The sequence below is a fragment of the Streptomyces flavofungini genome (assembly GCF_014650815.1).
Taxonomy (GTDB): domain Bacteria; phylum Actinomycetota; class Actinomycetes; order Streptomycetales; family Streptomycetaceae; genus Streptomyces; species Streptomyces flavofungini.
In genome coordinates this window covers 58,536-85,425 of the sequence record NZ_BMVR01000023.1, presented here as the reverse complement: position 1 = coordinate 85,425, position 26,890 = coordinate 58,536, and the positions used below count along the sequence as shown (strand labels likewise).

Here is a 26,890-nt window from a genome sequence, read left to right as displayed (position 1 = left end):
CAGAGAGCGCCGCGCTGGCCCACCCACACGTCAGCGCGACGCTTGCCCAGCACTCACCAACCGCCCCCGTGCCCGGCCCCGACATGAAAGGCCGTCATGCCCCACGCCCCTCAGCCCACCCCTTCCGGTGATCCCGTCACCCTGAGCGAACTGCGCCGCCTGGTCGACGGCTGGCGTCGCCTGCCCGGGGACATGCTCGTCGTCCTCGCCAAAGACCGCGAATGCAACCGGCACTCCCCGCTCGACGGCTTCACCCTCGGCCACTACGCACCGGATTCGCCGGACAGCCAGAAGGGTGAGGTCTACCCGATGGCGCATGAACTGGCGAACGACCAGGAGTTGCGCGCGCTCTACCCGGAGGGCATCCCGCCCACCGCCCGGCTGGCGCTGGTGCTGGTCCCACTCGGCTGATGTCCTCTCCCGTCCGGGGCAGGCAGCCGCCCCCGCCCCGGACGGTGCCCCAGCCCCTCGCCCTCGCCCTCGCCCTCGCCCTCGCCCTCGCCCTCGCCCTCGCCCTCGCCCTCGCCCTCGCCCTCGCCCTCGCCCTCGCCCTCGCCCTCGCCCTCGCCCTCGCCCAGAGAGGAACGCCCACTCATGTCTGACGTTCTGCTCATCACTGACCGTTCCGACCCCGACCCGGCCGGTCTCCAGTCGTGCATGGTGCCGGTGCGCCTCTCGCCGACCGCGAGCTTCACCACCGAGGAATACCTCAGCGCGCCACTCGTCCTGCTCGACGACCGCAGCTTCCGGGCCTTCACCACCCGGCACCCGCCGCGCCGCTGCGGACTCATCGTCATCCGGGCCGCCCTGGACGACGCCACGGTCTACCACCGCGCCGCAGGCATCGGCGCCGAAGCCGTGCTCACCGCGGAACAAGCGCCCAGCTGGCTTCTCCTTCGTCTGCATGAGGCGACCGAGTGCCGGTACGTCGACTGGGGACTCCTGCTCGAAGACCGCCCGGACCCGCCCACCGCCGTCGGCTGACACCCGGAGGACAACGCGGGCCTACACGTCAGCGCCCTTCAAGTCCCTTGACCTGAAGGAGGAGACCCATGTGCTCGATACCCCAGCGGTGTGCGCAACGCCCACTGGCCGGTGGCCTGGTGGTGCCGTACGTCTCCCTCGTCCACAGTGGACACGTCGTGTTCGGCACACTGAACGCCGACCTGACGCGCACCGCCTTCCTGCGGGGCCTGTGCCAAATCTGCGGGCAGCCACTCGACACGCGCTGTTTCCTCATCGTCAGCCCCGCCGACGTGGCCCGGGGCTACTCCCCCGAGCCCGCTCTTCACCCTGAATGCCTCCCGTACACGGTGGCTCACTGCCCCATGCTCAACGGCACCGCCACGCACTACCGGAGCAGGCCCGCCCTGACCGGCCACCCGGCTGGTCGGTCTTGTTCCGATCCACTCTGTCCCTGCCCGTCGCAGTCCCCCGACGAAGCCCACGCCTCCCGCACCGGCAGCCCCGCCGACCGTTTCGAGGCATGGATGATCAGCACGAAGCATTACCGCCTCGTCCTCGGCGGCCGTGCCTCCGTGCCCTGCGGCATCAGCCTCGACGCGCCCATCCTGCGCCAGTGGGTGCTGCGCACCGCCTGGATCCCACCCGGGCAGGAACACCTAATGGAGGCCCTGCGCGCCCTCGGGATCTGCGAACCGTGAACTATCCCCTGCCCACCACCTCTTGAAGGGAACTGCCGTGACCAAACCCAACCCCGCCACGCTCGAAGGCAAGGCCGTCATCGACCTCCACTCGCACTTGCGGCATCTTGAGGCGCGCACCGGCGAGTGGCCCGGCGCCGATGTCGTCGACATCCTCGACGTGTGGCTGGACCGCTTCGACTTCTTTCCGGACGCTGAGACCTGTGCGGAGGCGAACAGCTCGGCCGTCTTTCATCCGATGGCCGATCCCGACGACGACGGGCTGCCCTTCGTCGAGGTCGCGGGCGTCCTGGCTTTCACCTACCTGGACCCGGCCATGGAGTGCGTGCGTGTATCGGTCCGCCTCGACACCACGGACGAGCACCTGCTCCGCCGGGACGGCGCGGTCCCGCTGACCGTGGAAGTCGGCGACACCGTGGTGTTCAGCGACGTGGACCAGCCGTCGTCCCCCGCCTCCCGGTTGGTGGCTCGCCTGGGTCGGCTTGCCCGGGAGGTCCATGACGCGGCTGCGCGGTACAGGCAACGCAGAAGGGCTTGACCCCACCATCACTCACACTATTACTAGATTTTGAGGTGTTCTTATGACCCTGTCCGTCACGCACACGGCCGGCACCGTCACCGGAGACGTGGAATGCCGCTTCACCGAATCCGGCATCACCGTGTGCCGGTTCCGCCTGACCGACGTACCCACCCGGTGGGACGCCTCTGCACAGGAGTGGCGCGACGGGGCCCCGATCATGTACGTCTGCACCGCCTGGCGGAATCTGGCGCGCCACGCCGCCGAATCCCTCATCGACGGGATCCGCGTCCTCGTCACCGGGCGCCTCACCGACGTCAAGGACGGCTTCATCTTCCTCAGCGTCGACGACCTCGGCCTGAGCCTGCGCCAGCGCATCGCCTACACCGAGGCGAGCCTGCCCAGCCCCGCCGCCGCAGCCCCGACCCGCGCGCCCGACTCCGGCCCGCCCGTTCCGGCATCCGCCCCAGGCGCACCACCCGTCTGGTGGGCACGGCAGCGCACCGGCGCAAGGCCACGACCCCGCACCCGACGCTCCCACGAAGGCGGCCTCCTTGCCCTGAGCAGCGACAAACCGCGAAACAAGAGGAAGGGGCTCTGGGCTCGGCATGGTGAGGCGACGACAGATCGAGCCTGCCTTCCGAGGGCCCACACCAGTATCGTGAGGACATGACCTCACGCCCGAAGCAGGACCACAACGCAGCGGACAGTCCCGCTGCTGCGGATCGCGGGCGGACACAGAGCGCACACCTGATCAAGCACACCAGCTCCGCCAAGAAGGGGCAGGACCTTGCTGGCCCCAAAGAATTGGTCCGGGTGGCTCGTGCTTTGCAGCGTTACAAACTGGGGAGCATTAGCCACTCAACCGCGGTCCAGGCGATCACTCGATATGACATCGGCGCAGTGGTCGGCGCTACGTTCCAGAACGAGGAAAGCATCAAGGAGCTACGCAAACGACTCACCGAGCTCCAGAAGTCGTATGACCTCCTCGCCAACCCTCCTCGTCCCCTGCGACCCCGCATCACACCAGTCACAATTCGTCGTCCCTCCAGGAACGTGGGGAAGCCGCTGATTGAGCAGATCAAATCACCCATGTCTGCGGAGCAGGCGCAGGCGATTAACGAGCGCCTTGAGGCAGCCGACGGACCGCGTCGAAAGTTGCCGCCTCGTCCGTGAGTTCCTTCACTTGGAGAACCCCAGGCAAGCAAGACCGCAGGCTGCTGCAGACATTCACCTGCGCTGAAGGCAGGCCTCCGGACGGCCGTCTCCCGTTCTGGGAGAACGAGGTTCAGAAGTACTTCCGCCAAGACGCCCTGGCCGACACCAACCGATCAGCCCATCTCGGACAGCGCTTCCGCATCGCTGAGGACGCCTCAGGGATAGTCGGCGCATACACACACGCAAGACCCGAGAGCCTTCATCCCGACTTGCGCCTCGCACCAGATCAAGCATGTCGCGGTCTCCTGATGCTTGGGGTTGCTACGCGGCACCGTCATCAGGGTGGCAAGGTTGCGGACCAGGTGTTCGATGACGCTCTTTACGACATGGCTCAGCGTGAATCCGCGCGCAAGTCCATCGTCATCCTGGGGCATGTCGACAGGAGAAACGTTCCTAGCCAAAGGATGCTCCGACGCCAGGGTTTTGAGGAAGTGGTCCCGGGGACCCCGGCGGAGCGACTCGGGCTCTGGATGCTCACCCTGGACCTCTGACAACAGCGAGATCCTCAGCAACAGCACTGTTGCTTCTCTAGCTCTGGGCTGCATGAGGCCTCACCAGGCAGAACCCAGGTGGTCTCGTCTCGAGCGGTTGACGGGCCACTGGCGGAAGAACGGGCGGAAAAGACAGCAGCGTGATGCTGTGGTAGTTCATGACAAGCGCCCAGGCTGCAGGCGTCAGCGAGCGGGTCACCACCTTCCACGCCTCGCTCGGAGCGCTGGAATGGCCCGCCGTCGCCTTCAACGGTTCCGTCTACCCGTCGATGTCGGAACTGGCCGCCTCCCACAGCGCCGCCCTCGGCGACCCCGCCCACCGGCACATCGAGGTCGCGCGGCCCGTCTCCCTGCTCGCCGAGATCGCCACCTACGGCCGCTTTCCCCGGATGGGCAGCCCGTACTGCCGCAAGTACGCGAAGGAATCCATCATCGCCAGCGCCTGGACGCCGACGGTGCGGCAGCTGCGCCGAGAACGCGGCCGACCCGTACGCATCCTCAAGGTGATGGTGCTGAGGGCCGATGAGAGCCGCGACCGTGCCTCCTGCTCCGCCTACCGCAACGTCCTCACTGGCTGTGACGTTGTTATTTGGGACCAGGATGACGGCCGGAACTGCTTCGCCAACTGAACGACGTCCTGACCTGGCCCCGCCCGCCGCCTGCAATAGCCAGCGTGGTGAGGCCGCTTCAGGGTGTCATCGAACTACAGGACGCGTCGAATCCCGGCCAACATGGTGGTCCCAAATGACGACGTCACAGCCAGTCCTCACCAACGGTGCACGAATTGTCGATGAGTGGCTGCCGGTCAAGAACTGGTCCACCGCCTCGGTGCGCGAGTGGCGCCAGGACGCACCGGTCACCCACCACTGGACGTACGACTCCGCCCCGGGCACGGGCGACTGGGGAGGGACGAGCCGTGCTCGTGTTCGCTGTGCGTGTTCGCCTCCAAGCGTGACCCTCTTCTGGCTGTTTCCCGGCGCCCACGGCGACACCTTCAGAGCCGACTGGCGCATCGCCGACCTGACCAAGGCCAGCAGAGAGCCCACCGCCCCTGTTCCCAGTGTGGTCTGCCCCGATACGGGGCCCGACATGGAGCTGCTCGGGCAGCAGGTACGCACGGCACTGCGCCGCCCGCCGCGCAAGGAGGTGGAACTCGCCGCCGGTGCCCACTCCGCCTGCGACGGCTGCAGCTGAGCACCGCGTCCTTCCCTCCGATTTCCTTCCCCTGCCCGGAGGCATACTGCTCATGATGACGACGACCACGGAGCGCATACTCGACCTTGTCTCCGCCGCCGCGCGGGCTGACGACGAGGACCTGCTGAGGTTGCTGCAAGAGACCAGTGAGCTTTACCAGCAGGGCTTTGAAGAACTGCGTCGGCGTATGACCACTCGCTTCGAAGGCCTGGTCGACAGCAAGGTGGCCGCAGCGGTGGTGAGCGCGGGACTGCCCTACGACTCGTCGCAGGAACGCGACGAACTGCTCGTTCTGCTGGCTCTCCTCGAATGGGAGATGACCCCTTCCGCTATGGCGTACGCGCAGATGGCCGAAGACGCTGCGCGCCGCGGAGTCTGCCTGATTCCCGAGGCGTGAGTCCGGGTGCAGGGCCGGCGTTCGGAAGTTTCCTGAGCCGCGTTCTGGACCCCACCCCCAAACTCCTGCCATTATGCAGTTTGTGAGTCGGGCAGGCTGGCTCCACCGCGGCAGGATGGGCCCTTCCACCATGACCTCGCGACCCGCAGCACGCCTCATCGACGCTGCCGGCATCGCGGCCGAACACAACATGTCGTCGGCCCGGGTCAGCGATCTCTACAACCACCGCGACGAGAACGGCTTCCCCGAAACAGCCGACCACCGCGGCCGCGCCCGCCTGTGGGACCACGCCAAGGTCACTAAATGGTTCAGCAAACGCCCTGGATCGCGGCTGCGCGAGCACACGCCGCCCACCCGCGATCCGCAGGAACTGCTCAACGCGGCGGAGGCCTCCAGGTTCCTCGGCTACAAGAACGACAACCAGGTCACCACCTACGTCCGCGACCACCCCGACTACTTCCCCAAGCCGGACGTCGTCGAAGAGCTGGGTACGCCCGAGCGGCCCTACCGGCGGTTGCAGTGGAGGGTGCAGACCTTGCTGGACTGGATGGCCACCCGGCCCGGCAGCGGACAGCGCTCGGGGGTCAAGCGCGCGGCACCGCCCCTCCCTGACGTCCCCGTCGACGGAGACCTTGATGAGCTCCTGAGCCCGACACAAGCGGCCGCACTGCTGGGGTTCAAGAGCCTCAACTCCTTCTCCAGCAGCCTCTCCCAGGGCAACCTGCCCTTGCTCAAAACACCCGAGCCACTCAAGGTGGACGGACGCCGCCGCTGGACACGCCGGCGGATTCTTGAGCAGAAGGATCAGCGCGACCGCAGATCGTAGGCCCTTGAGCGCGGCATCCGGTTACGGGGTGTTGGTCCCTTGCGGGCCGGGTGCCGCACGGTGGCCGGTATGACGTGGCTCGCCACCACGTTCCGCAGCAGCCTGCTGGCTGCTGCGGACCGGCCATCGTCAGCGCCCTCGGAGGCCGTCTTCAGACGGTGCGCCGCCGCCCACGCAGGGATCGTGGGGAGTTAATGAGGACCCCGACCATGGGCTTGTTCCCTTTTTGTAACCGTGGTCGGGGCTCTGTGGTCGGGGATCCGGTCGGGGGCGACAGGTTCCCTCATCAGCACCCGAAGTTCTCCCGACCTGACGCGCGGCCTGCCCATCGGCGTGTGCTTCGCCCTGTGCGAGTGACGCCGTCGATCAAACCGGCAGCTGCCTCACGGCAGGCGCGCATCGAAGGAACGCCGATGACCAGCACCACACGCGGCCGCCGGACCTCCGACCTTGCTCCGAGCCCGGCAGAGCCTCTGAGCCACCAGATCCTGGCCGCGATCGCCCAGCACCGCATCACGACGACCAGTCAGCTGCGCTGCATGCTGCGGCCGGACGGCAGCAGACAGCTGCTCTCACGGGCCCTGAACAAGCTGCGCACCGACGAGTTCGTCGACTGCACGGTGCTGCAGGGGCCCCGCCGGTCTCGGACCAACGCCTGGTACCTCACCTCCGCAGGGGTCCAGCTGACCCGTGGTCTGCCCGCCCTGCGCGGACGGCCGCCCTACCCCATCACGTCGACGACAGCAGCGTCGCTGAAAACGCCGCACACCCTCACCGTCGTACGCACGCACCTGCAGTTCGCCGCCGACGCCCGCCGTCTCGGACACGAGCACGGCCCCTGGGACTGGACCCCGGAGGTAGCCCACTCCATCGGCGAGGGCGAACGGCTCGTGGCCGACGCCCTCATGCGCTACACCGTCGCCGACGTGCAGCAGCGGCGGAAGCTGCGCGCGTTCGTGGAAGTCGACCGCACCACCATGTCCAGCGAGCGGCTGGCCGTGAAGCTGATCGAGTACGCCCGGCTGTACCTGTACGAGGCTCCGCCGGGCGGGCGTCGACGCACTTCCTCCATGGGCCCTGCATGGCTGCGCTGGTATCCGGTCTTCCCTCGGGTGCTGTTCGTGCTCACAGCTGCCTCTCCGACCAGACTGGCGAACCGGATCAGCGATCTTCAGGCCATGGTGGCTCAGCACCCCCTCGTCGCGGCCCTCGCACGCAGCGTCCCGCTCGGGGCTGCGGTGTTGGAGGAGATCGAGCACAACGGCGGGAATCTGGCCGTGTGGGTCCCTTTGACCGGGGGCGAACCCCGGCCGTGGACCGTCCTGTGACCGCGCTTGTGCGGCCTCTGCGCAGAGGCCTGGTGACGCCCCAGCGTCCGGAACATCCGTTCACGATCGGGGTGCTGGCTTGACCTCCGCGGTGTCGCTCCTGACCAGCCAGGACGAGCAGGTGGCCGGCGCCCTGACCGGGCTGGTCAAGGCCCTGTTGTGGCTAGTCACGCACTGGTGGGTGCTCGCCCTGGCCGTCTGCGGGGTCTGGGGGGCTGGTGTGTCGGTGGGCCGTCGGCTCGCGCGGCGGGCTTCGGCTGAGCGGATGGCGCTCGAGCTCGTGCCCTCCCGGCACTTCGATCCGAGCCTGGAGGAGATCTTCCGCCGCGGTGTTCAGCTCGCGCGCGCCTCGACGAGCATGCCCTGGTGGGCTCCGCGCTGTACGAGGACCGTGCAGGTGCGCCTGCGCTCGGATGGCTCCACCCCGCTGTGCTACCGGATCGAAGGGCCCGCCGGGGCACAGCGGCTGCTGTCCATCACGCCCTTCGGGCCGAACGTAACGGTCACCCGGGCGCGGCCGATCACGGACGAGCCGCGCAGGCACACGGTCAGAGCGGAGTTCATCCTGCGGGGCAGCCCGGTATCGCCGCTGCGGGAGGTTCCCTTGGACCCTGATCCGCTGCAGCCCTTGGCCGACGCGGTGTCTGACCTGCGTGCCGAGCTCGGCGACCTCGCCGAGGTCCGTCTCGACGTTCAGCGGGCGCCCAAGTGGGCGCTGCGGCTCCGCCGTATCCACCTGATGGGAGCCGCACGGCGCTCGGAGCACCGGGAGACACAGCGCGCGGCCCGGCTGGTCCGAAAGGACGCCACCCGGATCGAGGACTCCTTCTCCTGGCATCTGCAGCAGTTGGTCAGCGGCAGCAAGACGGGGGGTGGCGGGCGGCGGCTGGTCATGCCGCCGGTGCCGCGCAGGGTGGACCGGTCGGAGGCGTTGGGCAAGCTCGCCGAGGACGACCACCTGGTGCGGGTGCAGCTGCTGGTGCTGTGTGCTTCGAACGTCCAGGGGCGCGCCGAGGCGCGGCTGGCTCAGCTACAGGCGGCGCTGGACGTGTTCGGCGGCCGCGCACGGTGGTCGATGCTCGGGTGGCGGATCGGTCCGTGGCGGCTGGGAGCCGATCACTGGCCCAGCCGCGGCCATTTCGACCGCAGATGGGAGTTGGGCCACTGCGCTCCTCCGCGGCCGAACTGGGTGCGCCTGGAGGAAATTGCCGGATTGCTCAAGCCTCCGACCGTGCACTGCCGTGTGCCGCTGCTCGGCGGTGACCTGCCGACCTTCTCCTTCGGCGACCCGGACTTGCTGCTCCAGGGGATCTACCGGGGTGCTGACGGCCGCGAGCGCCTGGTGGCCACCTACGCCGAGGAGACCCTGTTCGAGGTCGGTGTGGGCAAGGCCGGCGGCGGCAAGACGGAGCGGGCGCTCGCCCAGGCGATCGGCTGGGCGCACGCGGGCGGCGGGTTGATGTTCATCGACCCGCACCGCGACTCCTGGCCGCGCGCCATGACCTTCCTCGGCCACGACCACGTGATGCGGCGGCTCGCGCTGATTGATCTCACCACCACAGGTTCGGCGTCCCGGCTGGGGTCGTGGAATCCGCTGGGCATGCACCAGGGTCAGGTCGCTCACGAGGTCGTGGAGACGGCCACCGACGCCTACGCCTCCGCGATGGGCTGGGACAACCTGAACGCCCCTCGCGCGATCACCATCCTGACCGCCTCACTGGCGGTGCTGGTGGCCCTGAACCGGGCGGCCTGTCGGGCCGGGCGGCCCGAGGACCAGGCCACGCTCCTCCACGTCAGGCCACTCATCACCGACGGTGTCTTTCGCAGCTCGGCGCTCACGGCCCTGGCTCGTGAGCTCGATGAGGAGACGCTCGCGTGGTGGCGCACCACGTTCCCGACGCTGCCCTCCGACGCCTTCGCCGTCGTTCTCAACGGGCTCGGCCGCCTGGCCATGAACCCGGTGACCAGAGCGTTCCTCGGCCAGCCGGTCGGCCGCTACAACATCCGCGCGGCGATGGACCACCGGATGATCGTGTGGGTGTGCACGTCCGGCAACGGGCCCACCGACCGTCTGCTCACCGCCCTTCTCGCCCACGACCTGTTGCGGGCAGGGCGTTCCCGGGTCGACACCCCCGAGGACCAGCGGGTTGCCTTCCGTGCCTACTTCGACGAGCTGATCACGCTGACCGGCTCGGCCCCCGAGACGATCGCCGCCATGTTCGAGGACTTCCGCAAGTACCGGGTCCAGGTCCACGGCATGACCCAGCTCCTGGGACGCCTGCCCGCACCCGTTCGGCATTCCCTGGTCCAGAACGCCTCCACACTGGCCACCGCCGCAGGCTCGAAGACGGCGATAGCCCCCGTTACCGCGGAGTGGGGGGACAACCCCAGCGCGGACCAGGTCGCCACCCTCGACAGGTTCGAGCACTACGCCTCACTGACCGTCCGTGGGCGCCGTGTCGGACCGGTGCCCCTGCGCGGCCCTCACCTCGATGGCGTCTTCGCCGCCCAGGCCCGCCCTCGTCAGATCCCCGACGTCGAGCGGGCCGCCCACGCCACGGCCGGAGCGCTGCCCCTTGACCAGCTCACCGAACGGGCGGACGCCCAGCTCGAACGCGTCAGCGCCTTCCTCGCCCAGCGCGTCCAGACCAACACCGGGACCGCGTCGATGAGATACGAATGAAGCCCGGTGCGCGGACGCGCTATCCGTACACGGCTACGCCAGGTCGAAGAAGGCTGAGGTCGACAACCCGACAGGCTCAATCGGTGATCAGTTTCCGTATCGCTCGCCCTTGGGGGTGCGGGCCATCAGCACATCGGCTGCCTCACGCGCGGTCAACCGGCCGTCGATGACATCGACCACGATCTCAGTGATCGGCATTTCCACGCCGTGCCGGCGGGTCACCGCGAGAAGGGCTGCGGCTGACTTCACACCCTCGGCAGTCTGTGACGTGGCGATGGCTGCCTCACGGACGGTCATGCCCTTGCCCAGGTGTTCGCCGAAGGTACGGTTGCGGGAGAGCGGGGAAGAGCAGGTAGCGACCAGGTCGCCGATGCCGGCCAGGCCGGAGACGGTGATCGGGTCTGCACCGAGCGCCTGTCCCAGGCGTGCGGTCTCCGCCAGTCCTCGGGTCATGAGGAGGGCGGTGGCGTTGTCGCCCAGTCCCAGCCCGCTGGAAAGTCCGACAGCGAGTGCGATGACGTTTTTCACCGCGCCGCCGAGCTCGCAGCCCACGACGTCAGGGTTGGTGTAGGGCCGGAAGTACGAGGTCGGGGAGGCCTTCTGGAGTCGCTCGGCGACCTTCTCGTCCACGCAGGCGATGACCGAAGCCGCGGGCTGGCGGGCGGCGATCTCGCGGGCCAGGTTGGGCCCGGAGAGCACCGCGACGCGGTCCGTGGGTAGATCGGCGACCTGTGCGACGACCTCGCTCATGCGCAGCCCGGTGTCGGTCTCGATGCCCTTCATGAGACTCACGACCACGGTGTCGGCGCCGATGAACGGCGCCCACGCGGCGAGGTTCGCGCGCAGTGTCTGCGCGAGGATGGACAGGACTGCGATGTCGGCCTCGGCGAGCGCGACGGCCGGGTCGGTTGTCGCCCGTACCGTGAGTAGCAGGGTGGTGCCGGGCAGATAGTCGCGGGGTTCTCGTGGCGGGTGTTGATCGCGTCCGCGATCTCCTTCCGGCGGGCGTGGATGAGGACGTCGTTCCCGGCGTCCGCGAGCACCATGGCGTAGGTGGTGCCCCATGATCCGGCCGACAGGACTGCAGTCCTCACCCTGATTCCTCCCTGTACACAGCGGTTTCGGGGAGGGTACCGGCCGACGCGGGTCGGCCGTCTGCTGGTCGTTGCAGGGTGATCACGCGGGCGGTGCGGTCGGGGAGGCGGGGCAGTTGGCGGCGTGCCTCGGCGAGCATGCGCTCGGCTTCCCGGTTGCCGAGTTCGCGCCGTAGCTCGTTCTCGCGGGAGAGCCACAGCCCGTACAGGCGGCCCCACATGTGCGGCTCGGCCGCGCGTACGTCCACGCGTTCGACGGCGAACCCCGCAGCCTCCTCGTGGACGGTGAGCGGACCGCGGGCGCCGTGGCGTGTGGCGCGGGTGATGACGGCGCGACCGCCGGGGCGCAGGATGCGGTACAGCTCACGCAGGGCGCCTTGGCGGTCGTCGGCGCGGGATAGCGCGTCGACGCAGATGACGGCGTTGACGTGCCGGTCGGACAGGCCTGTCGCGGTGAGTGTGCCCGTATGGAACTGGGCTTGGCCTTGTGGGACGAAGGTGGCTGCCCGCGTGGCAGCGAGGCGGACGGCGACCGGTGAGATGTCGACGCCGACCAGGCGAACGGCCAGGGCTCGCGCGAGCCAGAGTCCGACACCACCGGTGCCGCAGCCGACGTCGGCGAGTACGTCGCCCGGGCCGAGCCGGAGGTTGGTGGTGAGGGTGCCGAGCAGGGGCCAGTCGCAGGAGCTGGTGGGCGCGACCTCGACCGGATAGGCGTCGCCCATCGCCTGGGCGTAGAGGCCGTCGACGAGTCGGGAGGCGGCCCGTGCGGTGTGCACGGCGTCGAAAGCGTCCTGCAGGTGACGGATGTCGTCGTACTGGTTGGTGATCACCGGAGTACCGCCCGGCGTCGTCGTGAGCGCGTCCCGGGCAGATGACCTTGACAGCCGCGACCGGGTCAGCGGGTTCGGAGAGGTCGAGGGCCACTGGTTCGTGCCCGGTGATGTGGGTGATGCGGCGGGCGACGTGCCTGGCCTGGCCCGCGAGGTCTGCGGGAAGGCCCCGGCGGGTGGGCCACAGGTTCCACAGGGCGTACGGTCTCTGCGATGTGCCGTCCGGGCGGGGCGGGGCGGTGTCGAAGAGGCCGTTGTGGGAGGGCAGGTCGTCGCGGGTCCGGGCGATGCAGGTCAGGCGGGACTGCGCTGCCTCGGTGATCGCGCGTGCAAGCGCGATGCACGGCTGCAGGTGGCAGCCGGCTCCGGCGAACGTGGCGGGATAGTCGGGCGACCACAGGCAGGCGAGACAGACCGGCAGGGCGAAGGAGTTGTCGACGACCGCGAGCTCGACGCTCACACCCGCCTCCCGCAGCTGGCCGAGCAGGCGCAGGCAGTACAGGTCGTCGACCGTGGCCGGATCGATGAGCGTGCGGTAGGTGCCGTGCACGGTCTCATCGGCGAACAAGGCGTCTCGTTCGACGACTTCGTACATGGCGTGCAGACGTGCCTCGTCGCGGGTGTTGCCACAGGCCAGGCCGGTGCTGGTCACCCGGAACAGGTCCGGCTCCCACAAGGTGGGCTGTGCCTGGCGGCGCACGACGCTGACCGGCACCTCGACCTTGCGCCCGCTGGTCAGCCCGGTCCCGTACGTCCACTCCAGGCGGACCTCATCGAGGGCCCACCCGTAGTTGGACACCTTCAACGGCAGCGCCGCGGCGAGGCAGTCGACGGTCCTAACCAGCGGCGGACAGGCTGTGCCACCAGTGACCGCAGCCACCGGAACAGAAGCGCTCGCGGCGCCGTTTGTCGGCGACCGTGAGCACCGCGATCAGTAGCCTGAACGCCTTCCGGCGCTCGTCGAGAGGTGTGAGACCAGCGATCTTTCCCAGCTGCTGGTCGATCCGGCCCTGTGAGATCAGAACTGCCGGCGTGTGCGTTGGGCGCAGCCCGGCACGGCGGATACTCTCCTCGGCATCCTCGGCGACAGCGCGCGCCTGGACGCAATGATGGCGCAGGAACAGCAGGACCTCGGACTGTTCTGCCGAGTCGAGGCCGTCGAACCATTCGACCCCCTCGGGCATCGGGCGCAGGCCCTGAACGAGTTCATTGAGTCGGAAGTCGCGTTCGTTCATGACTGCCCCGTGAGATCAGGCGGCGCTCGGCCGTGGTGCTGGAGCGGATTCACATCCACCCAGTTCAGGGCTTCTACCCACAGCTCACTGACCACGCCACTCTGCCTTGCGCAGCTGCTCGAACACCAACTCATTGCGAGAGGCATCGGCACGGCACTGGAAGCTATCTCCAGTCAGGCGGGCCTGTGCGGGAACCTCTGGCCTTGAGGTAGCTGTCGCCCTGTGGTCGGGAGCGCTTTCACTCCGGGCTGCCACGGACGGGGTGGGCCCCGTAGCGTGCGCCCTGGGGCACCTGGCGCCGTGGGAGGGGCACGATGGATGAGCAGGAAGACGACCTGGGCAGGGAGCACCTCGCCTTCGCGTCGGGCATGACGATGGAGGAGGTGGTCCGATCCACCGTCAGAGCCAGCGGCGATGCCATGATGGCCCAGGTGCGCCGGGAGGCGATGGCCGCCCGGCTGCGCGTGCGGGGACACGGCGGCACTATCACTGCCATGGACCGCATGTGGATGCGGCAGGCCATCGACCTCGCAGGCCGCTGCCCACCCTCCGACGGCGCCTTCTCTGTAGGCGCCGTGCTCGTGGACGCCAGCGGCCAGAAGCTGGCATGCGGCTACTCGCGGGAAGACGACCCGCACGTCCATGCCGAGGAGAGCGCCCTCGGCAAGCTCAACCCGGCCGACGCCAGGCTCACCGGCTCCGCCCTCTACACCACGTTGGAACCCTGTTCCCAGCGCAAGTCGAGACCGGTCACCTGTACCGAGCACATCCTTCGCACACAGATCAGCCGCGTCATCATCGCCTGGCGCGAGCCCAGCCTGCTCGTCGCCGACTGCGTCGGTGTGGAGACGCTCCGCGCCGACGGCGTCATCGTCGATGAGCTCCCGGATTGGGCCGACGCCGCCCACGCCGTCAACGCTCATCTCCTCGGACTCCCACAGTCCGATAAGACGTGATGATCCGCGACGTCACACGCCCCGCGTAGCGCGGCCGGGCTCGCGCCGTGAGATGGCGCCGAAGCTTTCGCAAGTTCCCGCACGGGCGGCCTCAGTCAGAGCCCGACGGCGCTTTCGACGAACCCCTTGCGGGGGGCGCCCCGGCGATTCTCGGAAAGAGCCGCTCGAAGCGCCAACCCGTCGATGCGGTCGGATACTTCAGCAGGCTATGCCTCGTCCTGGGTGCCGGGGTGAGGCTTGGGCAGGAGCGTGTCGCCGGGCCACAGCGGCCGCTCCGCCTCGGCCTGGCGCAGCCATTCGGTGAGGGTGCGCAGTAAGGATTCACGGTCGGCGGGTCCATGAACCTCGCAGTTGCCGGAGGCCGAGTCGAAGCTGTTGATCGTGACGTCGGGGCCGTTGCACAGCAGGGCGCGGTCCACGGCGGGCAGGGCGACGGAGAGCGCGTGGCAGTCTCCGAAGCGCGACAGGGTGAGCAGGTCTACGGCGACCCGCTCCCAGGCTGCGACGTTCCTCCATCCGGTGTCGCCGAGTTCGGCGGTGAGCGTGGCCATCGGCACGATCTCGCCGCGTTTGCGCTGTCCGCTCGAGAGGAGGTCGTGGATGCGCAGTCCGTCGGGCTGCAGGACGCGGGGGTGCAGGAGCGTGGCGGCCGCGACGATGGTGGCGTTGACCTCGGTAGTGCCCTGCGGCGGCCAGTACGGCTCGTGGACGAAGAGCAGGTACAGGCGGGGCGTTGTGGGCGTGGGCGGCTGGTAGGTGTGCATGGCGGTCGGTCCTTTCGCGTCGCGTTCGTGGGTCAAGTGCGGGACTTGTCGAGACGGTGCAGGCATCCGGTGGCGTAGCGTGCGGCGGCCGCGGCGTCGTGCAGGGCTTCAGCGCCGAGGGCGAGTTCGGCGGTGGGCGCCGTCGGCTCGTTTCCGGCCGGAGGGCCCTCGACGCCGCTGCCCTGTCGGTCGCCGTGGGGTTTGGGCGGGCAGGTGATGGCGTCCTCGAGCTGGTGGTGGGCGGTGGCGTGTTCGACGGACTGGTAGGCGAGGTCGGCGAGCAGGTGAGCGCGGATGAGCAGGTCCCGGTGATCGTGGGGTGGGCTGGTGGGCTGGCTGAGCAGTCCGGCGAGGTCCCACAGGGCTCGGTGGCTGAGGCGGGCGGCGTCGAGCTGTTCGGGTGTGGGGTGGTGCCGGGCCGTGTGGTCGATCTGTGCGTGCCAGGCGACGAGGGGTCGCAGGTAGGTGACGGAGGCGGGGTCCGTGACGGTGCGCACGCGGCGCCGGGCACGGGCATCGAGGCGTGCGGGCAGGTGGTCGACGAGGAGCGGCAGCAGCAGCGTCAGCGGGATGGCGACGGCGCCGGGGGCGTCCCTGCCGAGGGCGAGGACCAGGCCGATGAGGGAGACGAGGGCGATGGCGAGGGTGACGGTGCCGCCGCGGTCGAGTGCGACGCGTGCCGCGGGGCGTCGTGTGAGCCACCGGTGTGCGCACCGGTCGCGTAGCGAGGGCTCGGGCGGCCTGATGCCGATCTCCAGCAGTGGGCACGTGTCCTCGCCCGAGCGGGAGTCACTGGGAAGTGCCCACCGCAGCCATCCCCAGACGGTGCGCTCGTCGGTGTGGATCTGGGTACGGAAGGGCTGGCGGCGGGCGCGGTGCTCCGCGCGCTCCAGGCGGCCCGGGTCGTCGGCGAAGGGGAGCAGGAGAAGGCTGCTGCGGTGTGGGTAGGGGGGCATGGTCTCCCTCGGTCGGTGAGTGGACACTCAGCCGGTCGCCGGGTGGTGCGGCCGGGTGGTGCCGTGGCGATGATGGCGCCGACCGTCGAGCGCAGCGGGGTGGGCAGCGGGCGGTCGGCGATGACGTGGCGCAGGAGTTCGGGCGTCCATCCTTCGGTGAGGAGCTGGGTGGCCACCGCTCCTTGCTCCTGGAGGGCGGGGCCGGTCAGCAGGAGATGGGGGTGCTCGGCTCCGATGGCCAGGAGCAGCCGTACGCCGGGGGTAGCCTTGATGCGAGGGCCGGGCTGCGGCGGCTGCGGGGCGGGCCCGGTGGAGGGGCGGTCGTCGCGCGCGTTCACGGCCGCGTCGGGGGCGGAGGGATGGACGGGGGTGGTGTTCTGCTGGGTGGTCTTCTTGACTGTGGTGTTCTTTGTGGGGCGTCGGGCCTGCGCAGGTTGAGCCAGCGCAGGCTTTTCCGACTCTGGTGATGACCTGCGGACTTTCCCGTCCTCGGTGAGGGGTGTGGGTGCCTGGTCGCCGAGCAGGTCGTAGAGGTGTGCGGGCATGTCGGTGATGGAGTAGACGGCGGCGCCCAGCGTGCCGTCGGCGCGCCGTTCGCGGCCGCGGGTCAGGTAGCCGTACTTCTCCAGTTCCTCGAGGCCGCTGGTGACCGCGTCGCGGCCCTCGGGACCGGCGCGCGCGAGCTCGGCGACGCTGACCTTCCAGCCGTCCCGGTGGGTGGAGATCAGTCCGAAGATCCCCTTGGCGCGGAAGCTGATCCGCCGGTCGCGGAAGAGGGCGTTGGCGATCTGGGTGAAGTGGTCACCCGCCATCTGCCCGCGGCGGATCCCCGATCCGTAGCCGCTCACCGTGGCGTCCCGCCCCGCGCCACCCGAGCACGCCCGGGCGTGCGGCTGCTGCCGGTGGGTTCCGGCGCGCGGGCAGCGCGAGCTGCGGGTGCCGCGCAGGGCATCGGGGCGACGCGGACTCGGGGCGGGGCGGCCGCGGCACGAGGAGCGTGGTTCATGCATGTCAGGCAACCCGCCGGCCCCGACCACCCTGGCGACCACCGGCCCCCGACCAGGATTACGAAGGAATCACAAGCTGCGGCGGGCACGGTGGTCGCCGTCCTCTGCCGTCGCCCGGACGCGCGGCGCACCGTGCACGGGGTGAGGGGTGGCCGTGACCGATGGCCGTGCGGGTGGGTGACCGGTGACTGATTCCGCAGTATCGGTCACCGGTCACGACCGCTGTGTCCTGCCGGTCATCCCCTCGGGGTGTGAGTGGTGACCGATGCCCGCGCCCGGTTCCCGCGTGGGCGCGTGGCCGTTCCGGTCACCGATTCCCCAGGGCGTGGGAGACCTTCGGGATCACGCTGCGGGCGCGGACCGGTGTGGTGGTAGAACCCGACCACCACCGGCTGACGGTGCCCCGACCACGCAGGTCACTGCCACTGGGGCAGGAGTTGCCGAGCCCGCCTGCCGGGGCCGTCGACGCGTACCCGCTCCGCCCCGCGTCAGGCGGGCGCAGTTGTGGGCTGCCTGACGAACCCCGCCCGCGCAGCGAGGAGAGAGCCGCGCGCCATCGGTCACGAGGCGGCGGTCGGTGCTCGCGCGGTGCTGGCCTCGCACCGGTCATCGTCGCCGCGCCGGTGGTCGAGGCGGTGGTAGCGCGACCGCTGCCGTGACCGCTTCTTCGTGACCGATTCGTCGCTGTGGTCGGGGCGCGCTGGTCGGTCAGCCGGTCGGGGCCGCTGGGTTGTCTCTCGGTATCAGCCTCCACGCTCTCTCCGGGAGACCACCTCATGCCTTCTTCCCACGCATCACCGGACCCGGCGGGGCCGCCGGTGGCCGCCGGTGCGGCGCTCAGCCAGATGCACCGCCGGGTGCGGCTGGGCCGCCTCGCGGTGTGGGCGGCGCTCGCCGCCGGCCCGCTCGCGTTGCTGGTGTTCGCCGTTCAGCCCTCCCATCCCAGTGCGGCCGCTCCGGCGCCGACGCCCCAGCGCACCGCGCAGATCGCTTCGGTGGCCGACCCGGCCGGGTACGCCGCCGAGTTCGTGGACGCCTGGCTGCGCAGCACCACCGACCTCTCCGGTCCGGCCGCGGAGCACGCTCAGGCGATGGGCCCGGACGTGGCTCTCCCCACCCGGCGGGACGGCGCGCCCGCGCCGCGCCAGGTGACACCGGTGCGCAGCGTGCCGCGGGGCGGCGCGGTGTGGTCGGTGACGGTGGCCGCGCAGTACGCCGATGCGGTGCGCTACTTCGCCGTGCCCGTGGCGGTGTCCTCCGACGGGGGCGCGGTCACGGTGACGGCCGCTCCGGCTCTGGTGGGTGCGCCCGCACGGCTGCCGGTGCCGGATTCCCCGTACGGGGTCACGGTCGAGAACGGTCCCCTGACCGCCACCGCCCGGGGGTTCTTGTCCGCGTATCTGGCCGGGCAGGGCGAGGTCGGCCGGTACGTGGCGCCGGGAGTGAAGCTCACCGCGGTCTCGCCGGCGGCCGCGACGTCGGTCGCGGTCCGGGAGGTGGCCGCGCGCGAGGAGGCGGCCGCCGACAACTCGGTGCCGCGGGCGGGCACACAGGCCCATGTCCTGGTCCACATCGAGGCCCGGGACGGCAAGGGCAGGTGGCCGCTGGCCTACGAGCTCACCCTGGCCGCCCGCGGGGGCCGGTGGGAGATCGCCGCCATGGCTGCGGGCAGCGCGGGCGGTGAGCGGTGATGGACACGCTCCCCGCGCACCAGGTGGTCCTCGCGGGCAAGTTGGCCGACCTCGGCGACTCCTGGATCGGGACCGCTCTGGACTGGGGGACGAAGGGGCTGCAGGCGGGCCTGGTCGTGATCGTGGTCGTAGTGATGGTGCAGCGGCTGAGTCTCAAGGCGGGGATCGGCGCGCTGATTCTGATGGTGATCGCGCTGGGCCTCTATAGCTCGCGCTACGACCTGGCGGACATCTTCAAGGACGAGGTGGAAAACCCCGCCCAGAGCGCGCCCGCCGTCGAGGGCTCCTCCACGCGCCAGGATCCGGTGCGGGCCGGGCAGTTCGGAGGGCGGACGTGAGCGCGGCCTCGGGGCCGCGGCTGGCTCGCTTCTACACCGCCGCGCGCCGCCACCCCTGGGTGCTCGGCAAGTGGGCGGACTGGCGCATCCCGTTCGGCCCCTACAACGCGGCGCAGATCGCGCTCGCTGTGATCGGCGGCTTCGTGCTGGTCAAGACGCTGTCGGTGTGGACGGCGCTCGGGCCCATGGGGGGTGTTCTCGTGCTGAGCACCTGGATCGTGGGGATCTGGGTGCTGCGCCGGCCCCGGATCGGCGGGCGCAGCCCGCTCTCGGCCGTCCTGGGCCTGGTGTCCCTGGCCGGTCAGCCCGCGGGCGGCCGGATCGGCCAGCGCGCGGCCCGGGACCGTCCCGCCCGCCTCCTCGGCGGCGGCTTCGTCCTTGAGGCCCTCCCCCAGCCCGCCGCGGGCGCGCCGCCACCCCCTTCGCGGCGGCGTCCCGTCTCCCGTCCGAGGCCCGCCCGGACCAGCGCCCGCTCGCGGCGCGCGCGAGCCGGAGCGGTGACCGATCCCGTGGCGGGCCCGGTCTCGCCGGTCCAAGCGCTGCTCGCCCGGGCCCAGTTCTCCCCCGATCAAGGAGCACGGTGATGCGGGTTCCCGTCCGGCACATCGCCGGTCATCTGCTGTGGTCGACCCACGGCCACGCCTGGGCGGTCTACCGGATCCATCCCGGCCCCGGTGCACACGGCCAGACACAAGAGACCGTGCCCGGCACCTACATCCCCGCTCCAGTACGCACCGAGCTGCTGGACAAGGTGACGACGATGGTGCGCTCACTGTCCGGCACGCCGCGGCTGTTCGGGCTGTGCGCCCAGGTCGATGCCGCCGAGGTGATGTGGCGGATGACCGAGGGCCTGGAGGACGAGGACGGCCACCTGCTGACCGAGGCCTCGGGGTGGGTGGAGCATCTCGAGGCGGCGCTCGATCTGCTGGACGGGCAGGAGATGCACCAGCGCACGTGGTGGCTGGCCGTGCCGCTGCAGAGCGAGAGCAAGGGGCTGGAGTCGGCGGCCGCGCTGTGGGCGGATGTCTCCGACGCCTTCGGGCTGCGGGCCGCGCCGGTGACGCTCGCCCAGGTCAACGCCTGCCGGGAGAAGGCCTCCCAGGTGGAGGCGCACCTGTCGAGCGGTGTCCCCTACCGGCCGGCGGAGCCTGCGGAGATCGTGTGGATGATCCAGCACGCGCTGCACCGGGGGCTTGCCGAGCCGCTGCTGAGCCAGGCCACCGGCAGTCAGGCCTACGGCGGTCAGATCACCGGCGGCGTGCTGCGCTCACCGAGCTATGCCGACCTCGGCCAGGTGCGGCTGGAGGAAGGCGGCACCGACCGCGCCCTGTCCGGCGGCCGCACGGCCCGGAGCGGGGGCCGGGCTAAGTGGTGGCAGCACAAGGCGGTCGGCTCGCCGCTGCGGCGCCGGTGGCTGGAGGTCGAAACCGATTCCGGCACCGGCTACCAGGCGCACCTCGCGCTGGCGGAATGTCCGCGGGCGGTGTCGGTGGAGGCCGCGGATCTCTTCGCGCAGCTGGAAGTGCTGGACTTCCCCGTCGACTTCACCGTCGATCTGACGCTGGTGAGCGCGGAGAAGGCGCGCCAGCAGGTGCAGCGCAAGAAGAACGAACTCGTCGACCAGGCCGACCAGTACGATGCGCGGCCCACGGGGATGCCAGCCTCGATTCCCGACGCCGCCGGTGATCTGGGCGAGCTGGACGGGCGGCTGTCCCGTTCCTCGGTGGAGGTCGAGGTCCAGTCCGTCACCGCCCTGCATGTGTGGGGGCCGAGTGCGGCGCTGTGCGACGCGCGGGCCCGGGCGCTGGAGAAGCTCCTGGCGGGCGCGGACTACCGGGCGGTGCGCCCGTCCGGTCTGCAGACCGACCTGTTCACCCTGGGGCTGCCCGGGGCGGTGCGCTCGCCACGGCTGCGGGAGTTCGCGCAGTATCAGCTCAGCGAGGACTGGGCGATGTCCGGGGCCTTCACCCACAGCGAGGTCGGCGACCCGAACGGCATCCTGCTGGGACGGGACCTGGACTGCGGCACCACCCGCCCCGTGATGATCAACGTCGCGGACGCGCCGAAACACGACGCATCCGCGTCCTTCGGTGCGGTCTCGGATCTCGGGGGCGGCAAGTCGGTCCTGGAGAAGATCGTCAGCTCCTGCGTGGTGGACCGCGGCGGGCGGGCGATCTGCATCGACCGCACCCCGGTACGCGAGTGGGCGACGTTCGCCGAGGCGGCCGCCCCCGGCCGCTGCCAGATCATCGACGCCGCGCAGGCCGGCCTGTCCATCGACCCGCTGCGTCTGTTCCCCGGGCCCGAGGGGCGCCACTACGCGCTGAGTTACCTCACCCTGCAACTGGGCATCGGGCCGATGACCACCAACGGTGAGGTGCTGCACCACGCCATCGAGCAGGCCGCCGCCGGGCCCGATGCGTCTATGGCTCGCGTGCTTGCGGTCCTGGCCGACATGGCGGCCGGGGAGAGCGGCAAGCGCCAGGACACCGCCGCCACCCTGGCCGGGCTGCTGCGCGTGGTGGCAGGTAACCGCCTCGCGGCGATGGTGTTCGACCCGGCGCTGGCGCCGGTGCGTCTGGACGGCACCGGCACCTCCGACCTCATCGTGATCACCACGGCCGGGCTGAAACTGCCGCCCAAGCAGGCCTTCGCCAACCCCGAGATCCTCCACCAGCAGCCCCTGGAAGCGCTGATCGGCAGGGCGGTGCTGTATCTGATCGCGGCGATGGCCCGCCAGGCGGCGTTCACCGACCCGGCCCGGTTCTGCGCCATCGTCACCGACGAGCTGTACTGGCTCACTTCCTCGGCCGAGGGCACCGCCCTGGTCCACGAAGTCCTCCACGACGGCCGCAAGCACGGCGCCGGACTCATCGCCGCCGCGCACGCGGCCGAGGAGCTCGGGCCCGACCGCGGCCTGATGGCCTACCGGGCCCTGGGACGCACCACTGACCGCGAACGCGCCCGCGCCGGACTTCAGTTCATCGGCCTGGACCCCGACGACCCGGAGCTGGTGCGGATGGTCACCACCGGCCTCTCCCCCGTGGGGCGCAAGGACCGCGCCGGGGAATTCCTGCTGACCGCCCCACGGCAGAACACCGGCCGCGTCAAGGTCATCGTCCCCTCGGTCCGGCGCATCGCCGACCGAATCTTCACCACCCCCGGCCACCAACTGCGTGCCCGTGCCCGCCCGCAGCCCCTCACCGGTGCCGAGGCCGCGCCGGTGTCCGTCCAGAAGGAAGGCACGCCGTGAGGGACAGCCGCACCAGGGCGCCCCGCCGCTGGACGCTCCAGCGCGCCGCCATCGCCGTGACCGCCTGCCTGCTGCTCGCCGCCGGATTCTGCTCGGTGAGTGCCCTGCCCACGACCGCTGCGGCCGCATCCGCGGACAGGACGGCAACCGCCGCCGCCCCGGCGCTGACAACCCGCCCGGACGGGAAGTGCGCGATGGTCACCGGTCCGGCCCGGAAGTACTGCGGACCCAGCCACGGCGCTCCGGCGGCCTCGCGGTCGCGGGGCTTGGACGCCTGGCTGCTGGTGCCGCCCGTCGCCGCGGTCCTCGCGCTGGTCGCCCTCCTCCGCGTGGAAAGGGCCTGACCGACATGATCCTGTGGCGTTGCGACCGCGGCCGGATGCGCAGCCTGGCGACGGTGGGGCTCCTCACCATCGTGTTCCTCGTGGTCAACGCGCAGGTCGCCAGCGCGGCAGACGGCGGCGGGGACCTGATGAGCCCCCTGAACGTGGACAGCTCCGAAGGGGTGGCGATCGACGGCTACGAGCTGTCCTCCCAGAGCGGGAGCGTCTTCGCCTTCAAGACCAACGCCTACGGGTGGATCATGTCGGGCCTGTTCACGCTCTCCCGGATGTGGGTCGGCGTGTCCTGCTGGGCGATCGAGTACGCCCTGCACTTCCCGCTGATCAGGATGCTGGCCGATCCGGCACAGGAGCTGTCCGAGACGTACACCGACATCGCCGTCAACACCCTGGGCTTCAAGGGGCTCATGCTCACCTGGGCTTTCGTCTTCGGGCTGATCCTCTTCGTGCGCGGCAGAGCCGCACGCGGACTCGGCGAGATCGCGCTCACCCTCCTCATCGCGGCGTTCGCCTCGTCGATGTTCGTACGCCCGGACTACCTCCTCGGCCAGAACGGCCCGCTCGCGGAAACCCAGCAGGCGGCTGCCGAGACCGCTCAGGCCACCGTCGCCTCCTACGACTGGGGCGGCAAGATCGCCAGCGGGAACGCGGGCCCGTGCGACGCCGGGCTCTCCGGCCCTGCCCTGGAAAAGTGCTACAAGATCGAGAAAGACCGGCCCTACTCGGCCGCCGAGGTGGCCCGGCCCATTCAGGACTCCCTCACCAACGTCCTGGTCGTCAAGGGCTACATGCTCGTGCAGTACGGGCGGATCCTCGACCCGGCCAAGACGTCCGACCGCCAGGCCTACGCCCTGCACCTGAAGTGGGTCTCCGGCGGCTACAAAGCCAGCCCCAAGGAGCAGAAGGACAACCCCTGCCGCCACATCCGGGGACCGGCACGCAAGTACTGCGAACAGGGCGAGGCGGGCAAGAAGCAGTCCGAGAAGCTGCCCGAGCTCACCCCGGGCGGACAGCTCCTCGATGCCGCCACCCCCGTACTCACCGACCAGGACGCGCAGTTCGCACTGTTCCTCAAGGATCTGGAGAAGGCCGGGCCGGTGGGCAAGGCGTGCGCGACGTACGCCAAGGAAGCGACCGGCTGGCGCACGGCGGGCGCGCTGCTGCTGTTCGTCTCCACCCTGCTGATCTCCGCGATCCCGCTGTCGTCGGCGTTCGTCCTGCTCGGCGTGCAGGCCGCGGACGCGGCCGCCGCCGCGGTCGGCGGGGTGACGCTGATCTGGGCGATGCTGCCGGGCCCGTCCCGCCAGGCGGTGTGGAAATGGCTCGGGCTGATGGCCGTCTCCGTCGCGGGCATGTTCGTGATCTGCATGTTCCTGCCCTCGTACGTGATCGGCGTCGACACCGTCCTGACCAACGGCCCCGACGTGCCCGCCGAGCGGCTGCTGGCCCTCAACGTCCTGGGGGTCGCCGGTCTGTTCTTCCACCGGCGGCTGCTGCGCGGCATCTCCACGGCCGGGCAGCGCTTTGCCCTGCGGATGCGCTACGTCAAGGTCGGCGGTACCCACCTGCCGGGCGATTCCTCCGAGATCGGCGCGGCCCTGGGGGTCCATCACCAAGGCGGCTTCGGAGGGTTCGGGCTACGTGCGATGGGTGGCGGGATGGGCCGCCTCGGTACCCGTCAGCGCCTGATGCGCTCGCTGTCGGCGATGGCGGATGGAACCGGGATGCCCTTCGATCCCCAGACCATGCTGTCCGAAGCGGGCGCCGAGGCCTCCCGCAGCCTGGCTCCCCTGTCCATGGCCGCCACCGGCGCCCGGCCGGGCGCACGCGGAGCATGGGCCCTCCTGGTCGGCAGACGGCCCTCCGACCAGAGCCTGGAGCGGATGCGCAAGCCCACGGCCGACGGTGACGCGCCGGGCAGCGGACCCGACGACAGCTCCGGCAACTCCGGTGGAAACGGGCGGGGTTCGCGTCGCTTCGGGCCTGGCGACCGCTACCGCGAGGACGACGGGACCATCGCCGACCAGGACTCCGGTGAAGTGCTGCACGACCAGAACCGTGACCGCACGCTGCTGTCCACCCGCGCGCACAACCGCCTGGTGCGGCTGCGGGGCTATCGCCTGCTGCACCGCGGCGGCCGCATCGCCTACGGCTCGACGTGGGGACTGGCCACCACCACCCGGCGGGCCCGCACCGGCGCCACCCGGTACTCGGCCGACGCACGCCAGCAACTGCGGGTGTGGCGCAACACCGTGCGCGAAGACCGCCGGGCCTGGCGACGCAACGCACCCCCTGCCGCAGGCCCGGGCGGCGGGGGCGGGCCGGGCGGGGTTGGCCCCTTCGGCGGAATCGGCGGCGGTCCAGGAGGCGGCGGTCCCGGCGCGGGCGGCGTCGGGGGATCACCTGCCCCGGCCACACGGGTGCTGCGCACCCCGCCCAGGCCCGCCCCACCTCCGCCGCCCCTCAACCCGCCTCACCCGCCGCGCCCGGCCGGAGCACGGAGGCAACCGGGCCCCGGAGGCAACCGGAACGCCGGCAGGCCATCACCGGCGCGGCCCCAACCAGATCCGTCCGACCTCGATCTGGGGCCGGCCGGACCGATGCGCTATCGCTTCGCCAGCACCGACTCCGGCTCCGATGCGCGCCGCCGCTTCGTGGACCGGATGGGCGGAGTGTCCGGCGAGGAACGCCGGCAGGTGGTCGAAGAGCTCCGGCGCCGCTACGGCGACGCCCAGGACCCGGGCGGTGACGGCGGCGCATGAGAGCAACTCGCCGTGCCGCGCGGCCGCGCAGGCGCCGAACGAAGCGGGGGTGCCTGCTGGTGCTGCTGCTTGCCATCGTCGCTGGCTGCGCCGCCCCGATCTCCGGGATCCTGTCCGCCGGCGCCCTCCTCACCACCGGTTACGACGACGAGCCGGACACCGGATGGGCCGAGGGCGGCAGCGCGGCCGACATCCCGCCGACCATGCTCGCCGCCTACAAGAACGCCTCCCGGCTGATCGGCCGGCATGTGCCCAAGTGCCGCGGCATGGCCTGGCCCGTGCTCGCCGGGATCGCGAAAGTCGAGTCCAACCATGCCGCCGGCCGCACCATCGCCAACGACGGCGACATCCGTCCGAAGATCCTGGGCGTGGTGCTCAACGGCTCCGGACAGGGCGGCAGCACCACCGTCTTCCCCGACACCGACGGCGGGAAATGGGACGGCACCGCGGACAGCGAGCGCGCCGTGGGCCCCTTCCAGTTCCTGCCCTCCACCTGGACGTCGCAGGGCCGGGACGGCAACGGCGACAAGGAACGCGACCCGCACAACGCCTTCGACGCCGCGCTGGGGGCGGCGGTGTATCTGTGCGGCCGCGGCCGCGACCTGACCCAGACCTCCCAACTGCGCTCAGCGATCTTCCAGTACAACCGCTCCGGGTCCTACGTGAGCCATGTCAGCAACTGGATCTCGCAGTACCGGTCTGCGGCGAAGCGCTCCACCACGAGCGTCGATCTGTCGGGCCTGTCCGGCAAAGCCAGAAAGGTGCTCTCTGCGGCGCTCTCGCAGCGCGGCGCGCCCTACTCCTGGGGCGGCGGAGGCCCGCGCGGGCGCAGCCTGGGCCACTGCTGCTCACCCAGCGGGAAATCCGGCGCCCGAATCCGGGGTTTTGACTGCTCGGGCCTGACGACGTACGCGTTCGCCCGCGTCGGCATCACGCTGCCGCGGATCGCTTCGGCCCAGGCGAGCCGGGGCCAGCGCATCCCGGTGAGCCGCGGGAAAAGGGCGCTGCGGCCGGGCGACTTGGTGTTCTTCGGCTACGCCCCCAGACGTGACGCCACCATCTACCACGTCGGGATATACGCCGGGAACGGCCAGATGATCAACGCCGCCCGGCCCGGGACCGTGGTCCGCCTGGACGCCGTGGACGCCATGCCTGGCTACGCGGGAGGCGCAAGGCTTCTGTGATGAGGCTCGTGTAGGTTCCGATTAGAAGTGGCACTGTCCGCATGATTTGTCATCGATGTGTCAGTGAGCACGGCCGTCGCGGTCCCGGCCTTCGCCCGTCGTGGGTGTGATCATGCAGCTGGAGTGTGGCTCCGAAGGCGCTCTTGGTGAGCCGGAGC

General features: G+C 70.5%; 25 protein-coding genes and 2 pseudogenes. 21 read left to right on the top strand and 6 right to left on the bottom strand.

From position 1 onward, the window contains the following. Nucleotides 1–96 precede the first annotated feature (96 nt). From IE274_RS37190 to IE274_RS37130, 13 genes are all read left to right on the top strand, one after another. On the top strand, nt 97–411 hold the full coding sequence (locus IE274_RS37190; RefSeq protein WP_190120362.1) for a hypothetical protein: 315 nt from the start codon (nt 97–99) through the stop codon (nt 409–411). Further along, the gene (locus IE274_RS37185) at nt 411–602 is read left to right on the top strand and encodes a hypothetical protein (protein ID WP_190120361.1); all 192 of its coding nucleotides are present in this window, start codon (nt 411–413) and stop codon (nt 600–602) included. The genes IE274_RS37190 and IE274_RS37185 overlap by 1 nt, the downstream gene beginning before the upstream one ends. Next, entirely contained in the window at nt 595–984 is a 390-nt protein-coding gene (locus IE274_RS37180; RefSeq protein WP_190120360.1) for a CpaE-like family protein, read from the top strand. The genes IE274_RS37185 and IE274_RS37180 overlap by 8 nt, the downstream gene beginning before the upstream one ends. Before the next feature lie 68 nt (nt 985–1,052). Beyond that, a complete protein-coding gene (locus IE274_RS37175) occupies nt 1,053–1,664 on the top strand; it encodes a cell envelope biogenesis protein OmpA (protein WP_190120359.1) in 612 nt (203 codons plus the stop codon). A gap of 37 nt (nt 1,665–1,701) precedes the next feature. After that, nucleotides 1,702–2,202 carry a hypothetical protein gene (locus IE274_RS37170; protein WP_190120358.1) on the top strand — a complete coding sequence of 167 codons (501 nt, stop codon included), beginning with the start codon at nt 1,702–1,704 and terminating at the stop codon, nt 2,200–2,202. A gap of 43 nt (nt 2,203–2,245) precedes the next feature. Further along, nucleotides 2,246–2,854, top strand: coding sequence for a single-stranded DNA-binding protein (locus IE274_RS37165; protein ID WP_190120357.1), 609 nt, complete (start codon nt 2,246–2,248; stop codon nt 2,852–2,854). Further along, entirely contained in the window at nt 2,851–3,357 is a 507-nt protein-coding gene (locus IE274_RS37160) for a hypothetical protein (protein WP_190120356.1), read from the top strand. The genes IE274_RS37165 and IE274_RS37160 overlap by 4 nt, the downstream gene beginning before the upstream one ends. Before the next feature lie 691 nt (nt 3,358–4,048). After that, nucleotides 4,049–4,519, top strand: coding sequence for a hypothetical protein (locus IE274_RS37155; RefSeq protein WP_190120355.1), 471 nt, complete (start codon nt 4,049–4,051; stop codon nt 4,517–4,519). Nucleotides 4,520–4,634: 115 nt separating this feature from the next. Further along, complete coding sequence (locus IE274_RS37150) at nt 4,635–5,084, top strand: hypothetical protein (RefSeq protein WP_190120354.1); 450 nt, start codon at nt 4,635–4,637, stop codon at nt 5,082–5,084. 52 nt (nt 5,085–5,136) lie between these two features. Next, on the top strand, nt 5,137–5,481 hold the full coding sequence (locus tag IE274_RS37145) for a hypothetical protein (protein ID WP_190120353.1): 345 nt from the start codon (nt 5,137–5,139) through the stop codon (nt 5,479–5,481). A gap of 130 nt (nt 5,482–5,611) precedes the next feature. Then, nucleotides 5,612–6,307 carry a hypothetical protein gene (locus IE274_RS37140; RefSeq protein WP_190120352.1) on the top strand — a complete coding sequence of 232 codons (696 nt, stop codon included), beginning with the start codon at nt 5,612–5,614 and terminating at the stop codon, nt 6,305–6,307. Between the two features lie 413 nt (nt 6,308–6,720). Further along, nucleotides 6,721–7,635, top strand: a complete 915-nt coding sequence (locus tag IE274_RS37135; protein ID WP_190120351.1) for a replication-relaxation family protein — start codon at nt 6,721–6,723, stop codon at nt 7,633–7,635. A gap of 79 nt (nt 7,636–7,714) precedes the next feature. Beyond that, entirely contained in the window at nt 7,715–10,318 is a 2,604-nt protein-coding gene (locus IE274_RS37130; RefSeq protein WP_190120350.1) for an ATP/GTP-binding protein, read from the top strand. A gap of 87 nt (nt 10,319–10,405) precedes the next feature. Here the strand turns inward: IE274_RS37130 and IE274_RS37125 are convergent. The 4 genes and pseudogenes from IE274_RS37125 to IE274_RS37110 all read right to left on the bottom strand — a co-directional run bounded on the left by IE274_RS37125 (nt 10,406) and on the right by IE274_RS37110 (nt 13,480). Then, nucleotides 10,406–11,364, bottom strand: a pseudogene (locus IE274_RS37125) (NAD(P)H-dependent glycerol-3-phosphate dehydrogenase). A 44-nt stretch (nt 11,365–11,408) separates the two neighbouring features. Further along, a complete protein-coding gene (locus IE274_RS37120) occupies nt 11,409–12,245 on the bottom strand; it encodes a class I SAM-dependent methyltransferase (RefSeq protein WP_229910065.1) in 837 nt (278 codons plus the stop codon). Between the two features lie 43 nt (nt 12,246–12,288). Continuing rightward, nucleotides 12,289–13,044 (bottom strand): annotated as a pseudogene (locus IE274_RS40500) (YcaO-like family protein); the annotation flags it as partial. Nucleotides 13,045–13,081: 37 nt separating this feature from the next. Continuing rightward, complete coding sequence (locus IE274_RS37110) at nt 13,082–13,480, bottom strand: DUF5958 family protein (protein ID WP_190120349.1); 399 nt, start codon at nt 13,478–13,480, stop codon at nt 13,082–13,084. Nucleotides 13,481–13,794: 314 nt separating this feature from the next. Between IE274_RS37110 and IE274_RS37105 the strand changes: the two genes are divergently transcribed. Then, nucleotides 13,795–14,436, top strand: coding sequence for a cytidine/deoxycytidylate deaminase family protein (locus tag IE274_RS37105; protein WP_229910064.1), 642 nt, complete (start codon nt 13,795–13,797; stop codon nt 14,434–14,436). 206 nt (nt 14,437–14,642) lie between these two features. On the opposite strand, the gene IE274_RS37100 is transcribed toward IE274_RS37105, so the two are convergent. Together IE274_RS37100 and IE274_RS37095 are read right to left on the bottom strand one after the other, a co-directional pair. Then, nucleotides 14,643–15,200: a hypothetical protein gene (locus IE274_RS37100; protein ID WP_190120348.1), complete on the bottom strand. Its 558-nt coding sequence runs from the start codon at nt 15,198–15,200 to the stop codon at nt 14,643–14,645. A gap of 32 nt (nt 15,201–15,232) precedes the next feature. Further along, complete coding sequence (locus IE274_RS37095) at nt 15,233–16,156, bottom strand: hypothetical protein (RefSeq protein WP_190120347.1); 924 nt, start codon at nt 16,154–16,156, stop codon at nt 15,233–15,235. 1,783 nt (nt 16,157–17,939) lie between these two features. Here IE274_RS37095 and IE274_RS37090 point away from each other — a divergent pair. The 7 genes from IE274_RS37090 to IE274_RS37060 are packed head-to-tail and all read left to right on the top strand — an operon-like array spanning nt 17,940 to nt 26,732. Beyond that, entirely contained in the window at nt 17,940–18,854 is a 915-nt protein-coding gene (locus IE274_RS37090) for a conjugal transfer protein (RefSeq protein ID WP_229910063.1), read from the top strand. Next, a complete protein-coding gene (locus IE274_RS37085; RefSeq protein ID WP_190120346.1) occupies nt 18,854–19,192 on the top strand; it encodes a hypothetical protein in 339 nt (112 codons plus the stop codon). Before IE274_RS37090 ends, IE274_RS37085 begins: the two co-directional genes overlap by 1 nt. Beyond that, the gene (locus tag IE274_RS37080) at nt 19,189–19,776 is read left to right on the top strand and encodes a hypothetical protein (protein WP_190120345.1); all 588 of its coding nucleotides are present in this window, start codon (nt 19,189–19,191) and stop codon (nt 19,774–19,776) included. Before IE274_RS37085 ends, IE274_RS37080 begins: the two co-directional genes overlap by 4 nt. Continuing rightward, on the top strand, nt 19,776–22,445 hold the full coding sequence (locus IE274_RS37075; RefSeq protein ID WP_190120344.1) for an ATP-binding protein: 2,670 nt from the start codon (nt 19,776–19,778) through the stop codon (nt 22,443–22,445). The genes IE274_RS37080 and IE274_RS37075 overlap by 1 nt, the downstream gene beginning before the upstream one ends. Beyond that, nucleotides 22,442–22,789: a hypothetical protein gene (locus IE274_RS37070; protein ID WP_190120343.1), complete on the top strand. Its 348-nt coding sequence runs from the start codon at nt 22,442–22,444 to the stop codon at nt 22,787–22,789. Before IE274_RS37075 ends, IE274_RS37070 begins: the two co-directional genes overlap by 4 nt. 5 nt (nt 22,790–22,794) lie before the next feature. Beyond that, on the top strand, nt 22,795–25,548 hold the full coding sequence (locus tag IE274_RS37065; RefSeq protein ID WP_190120342.1) for a hypothetical protein: 2,754 nt from the start codon (nt 22,795–22,797) through the stop codon (nt 25,546–25,548). Between the two features lie 59 nt (nt 25,549–25,607). Then, entirely contained in the window at nt 25,608–26,732 is a 1,125-nt protein-coding gene (locus IE274_RS37060) for a C40 family peptidase (protein WP_229910062.1), read from the top strand. Nucleotides 26,733–26,890 lie beyond the last annotated feature (158 nt).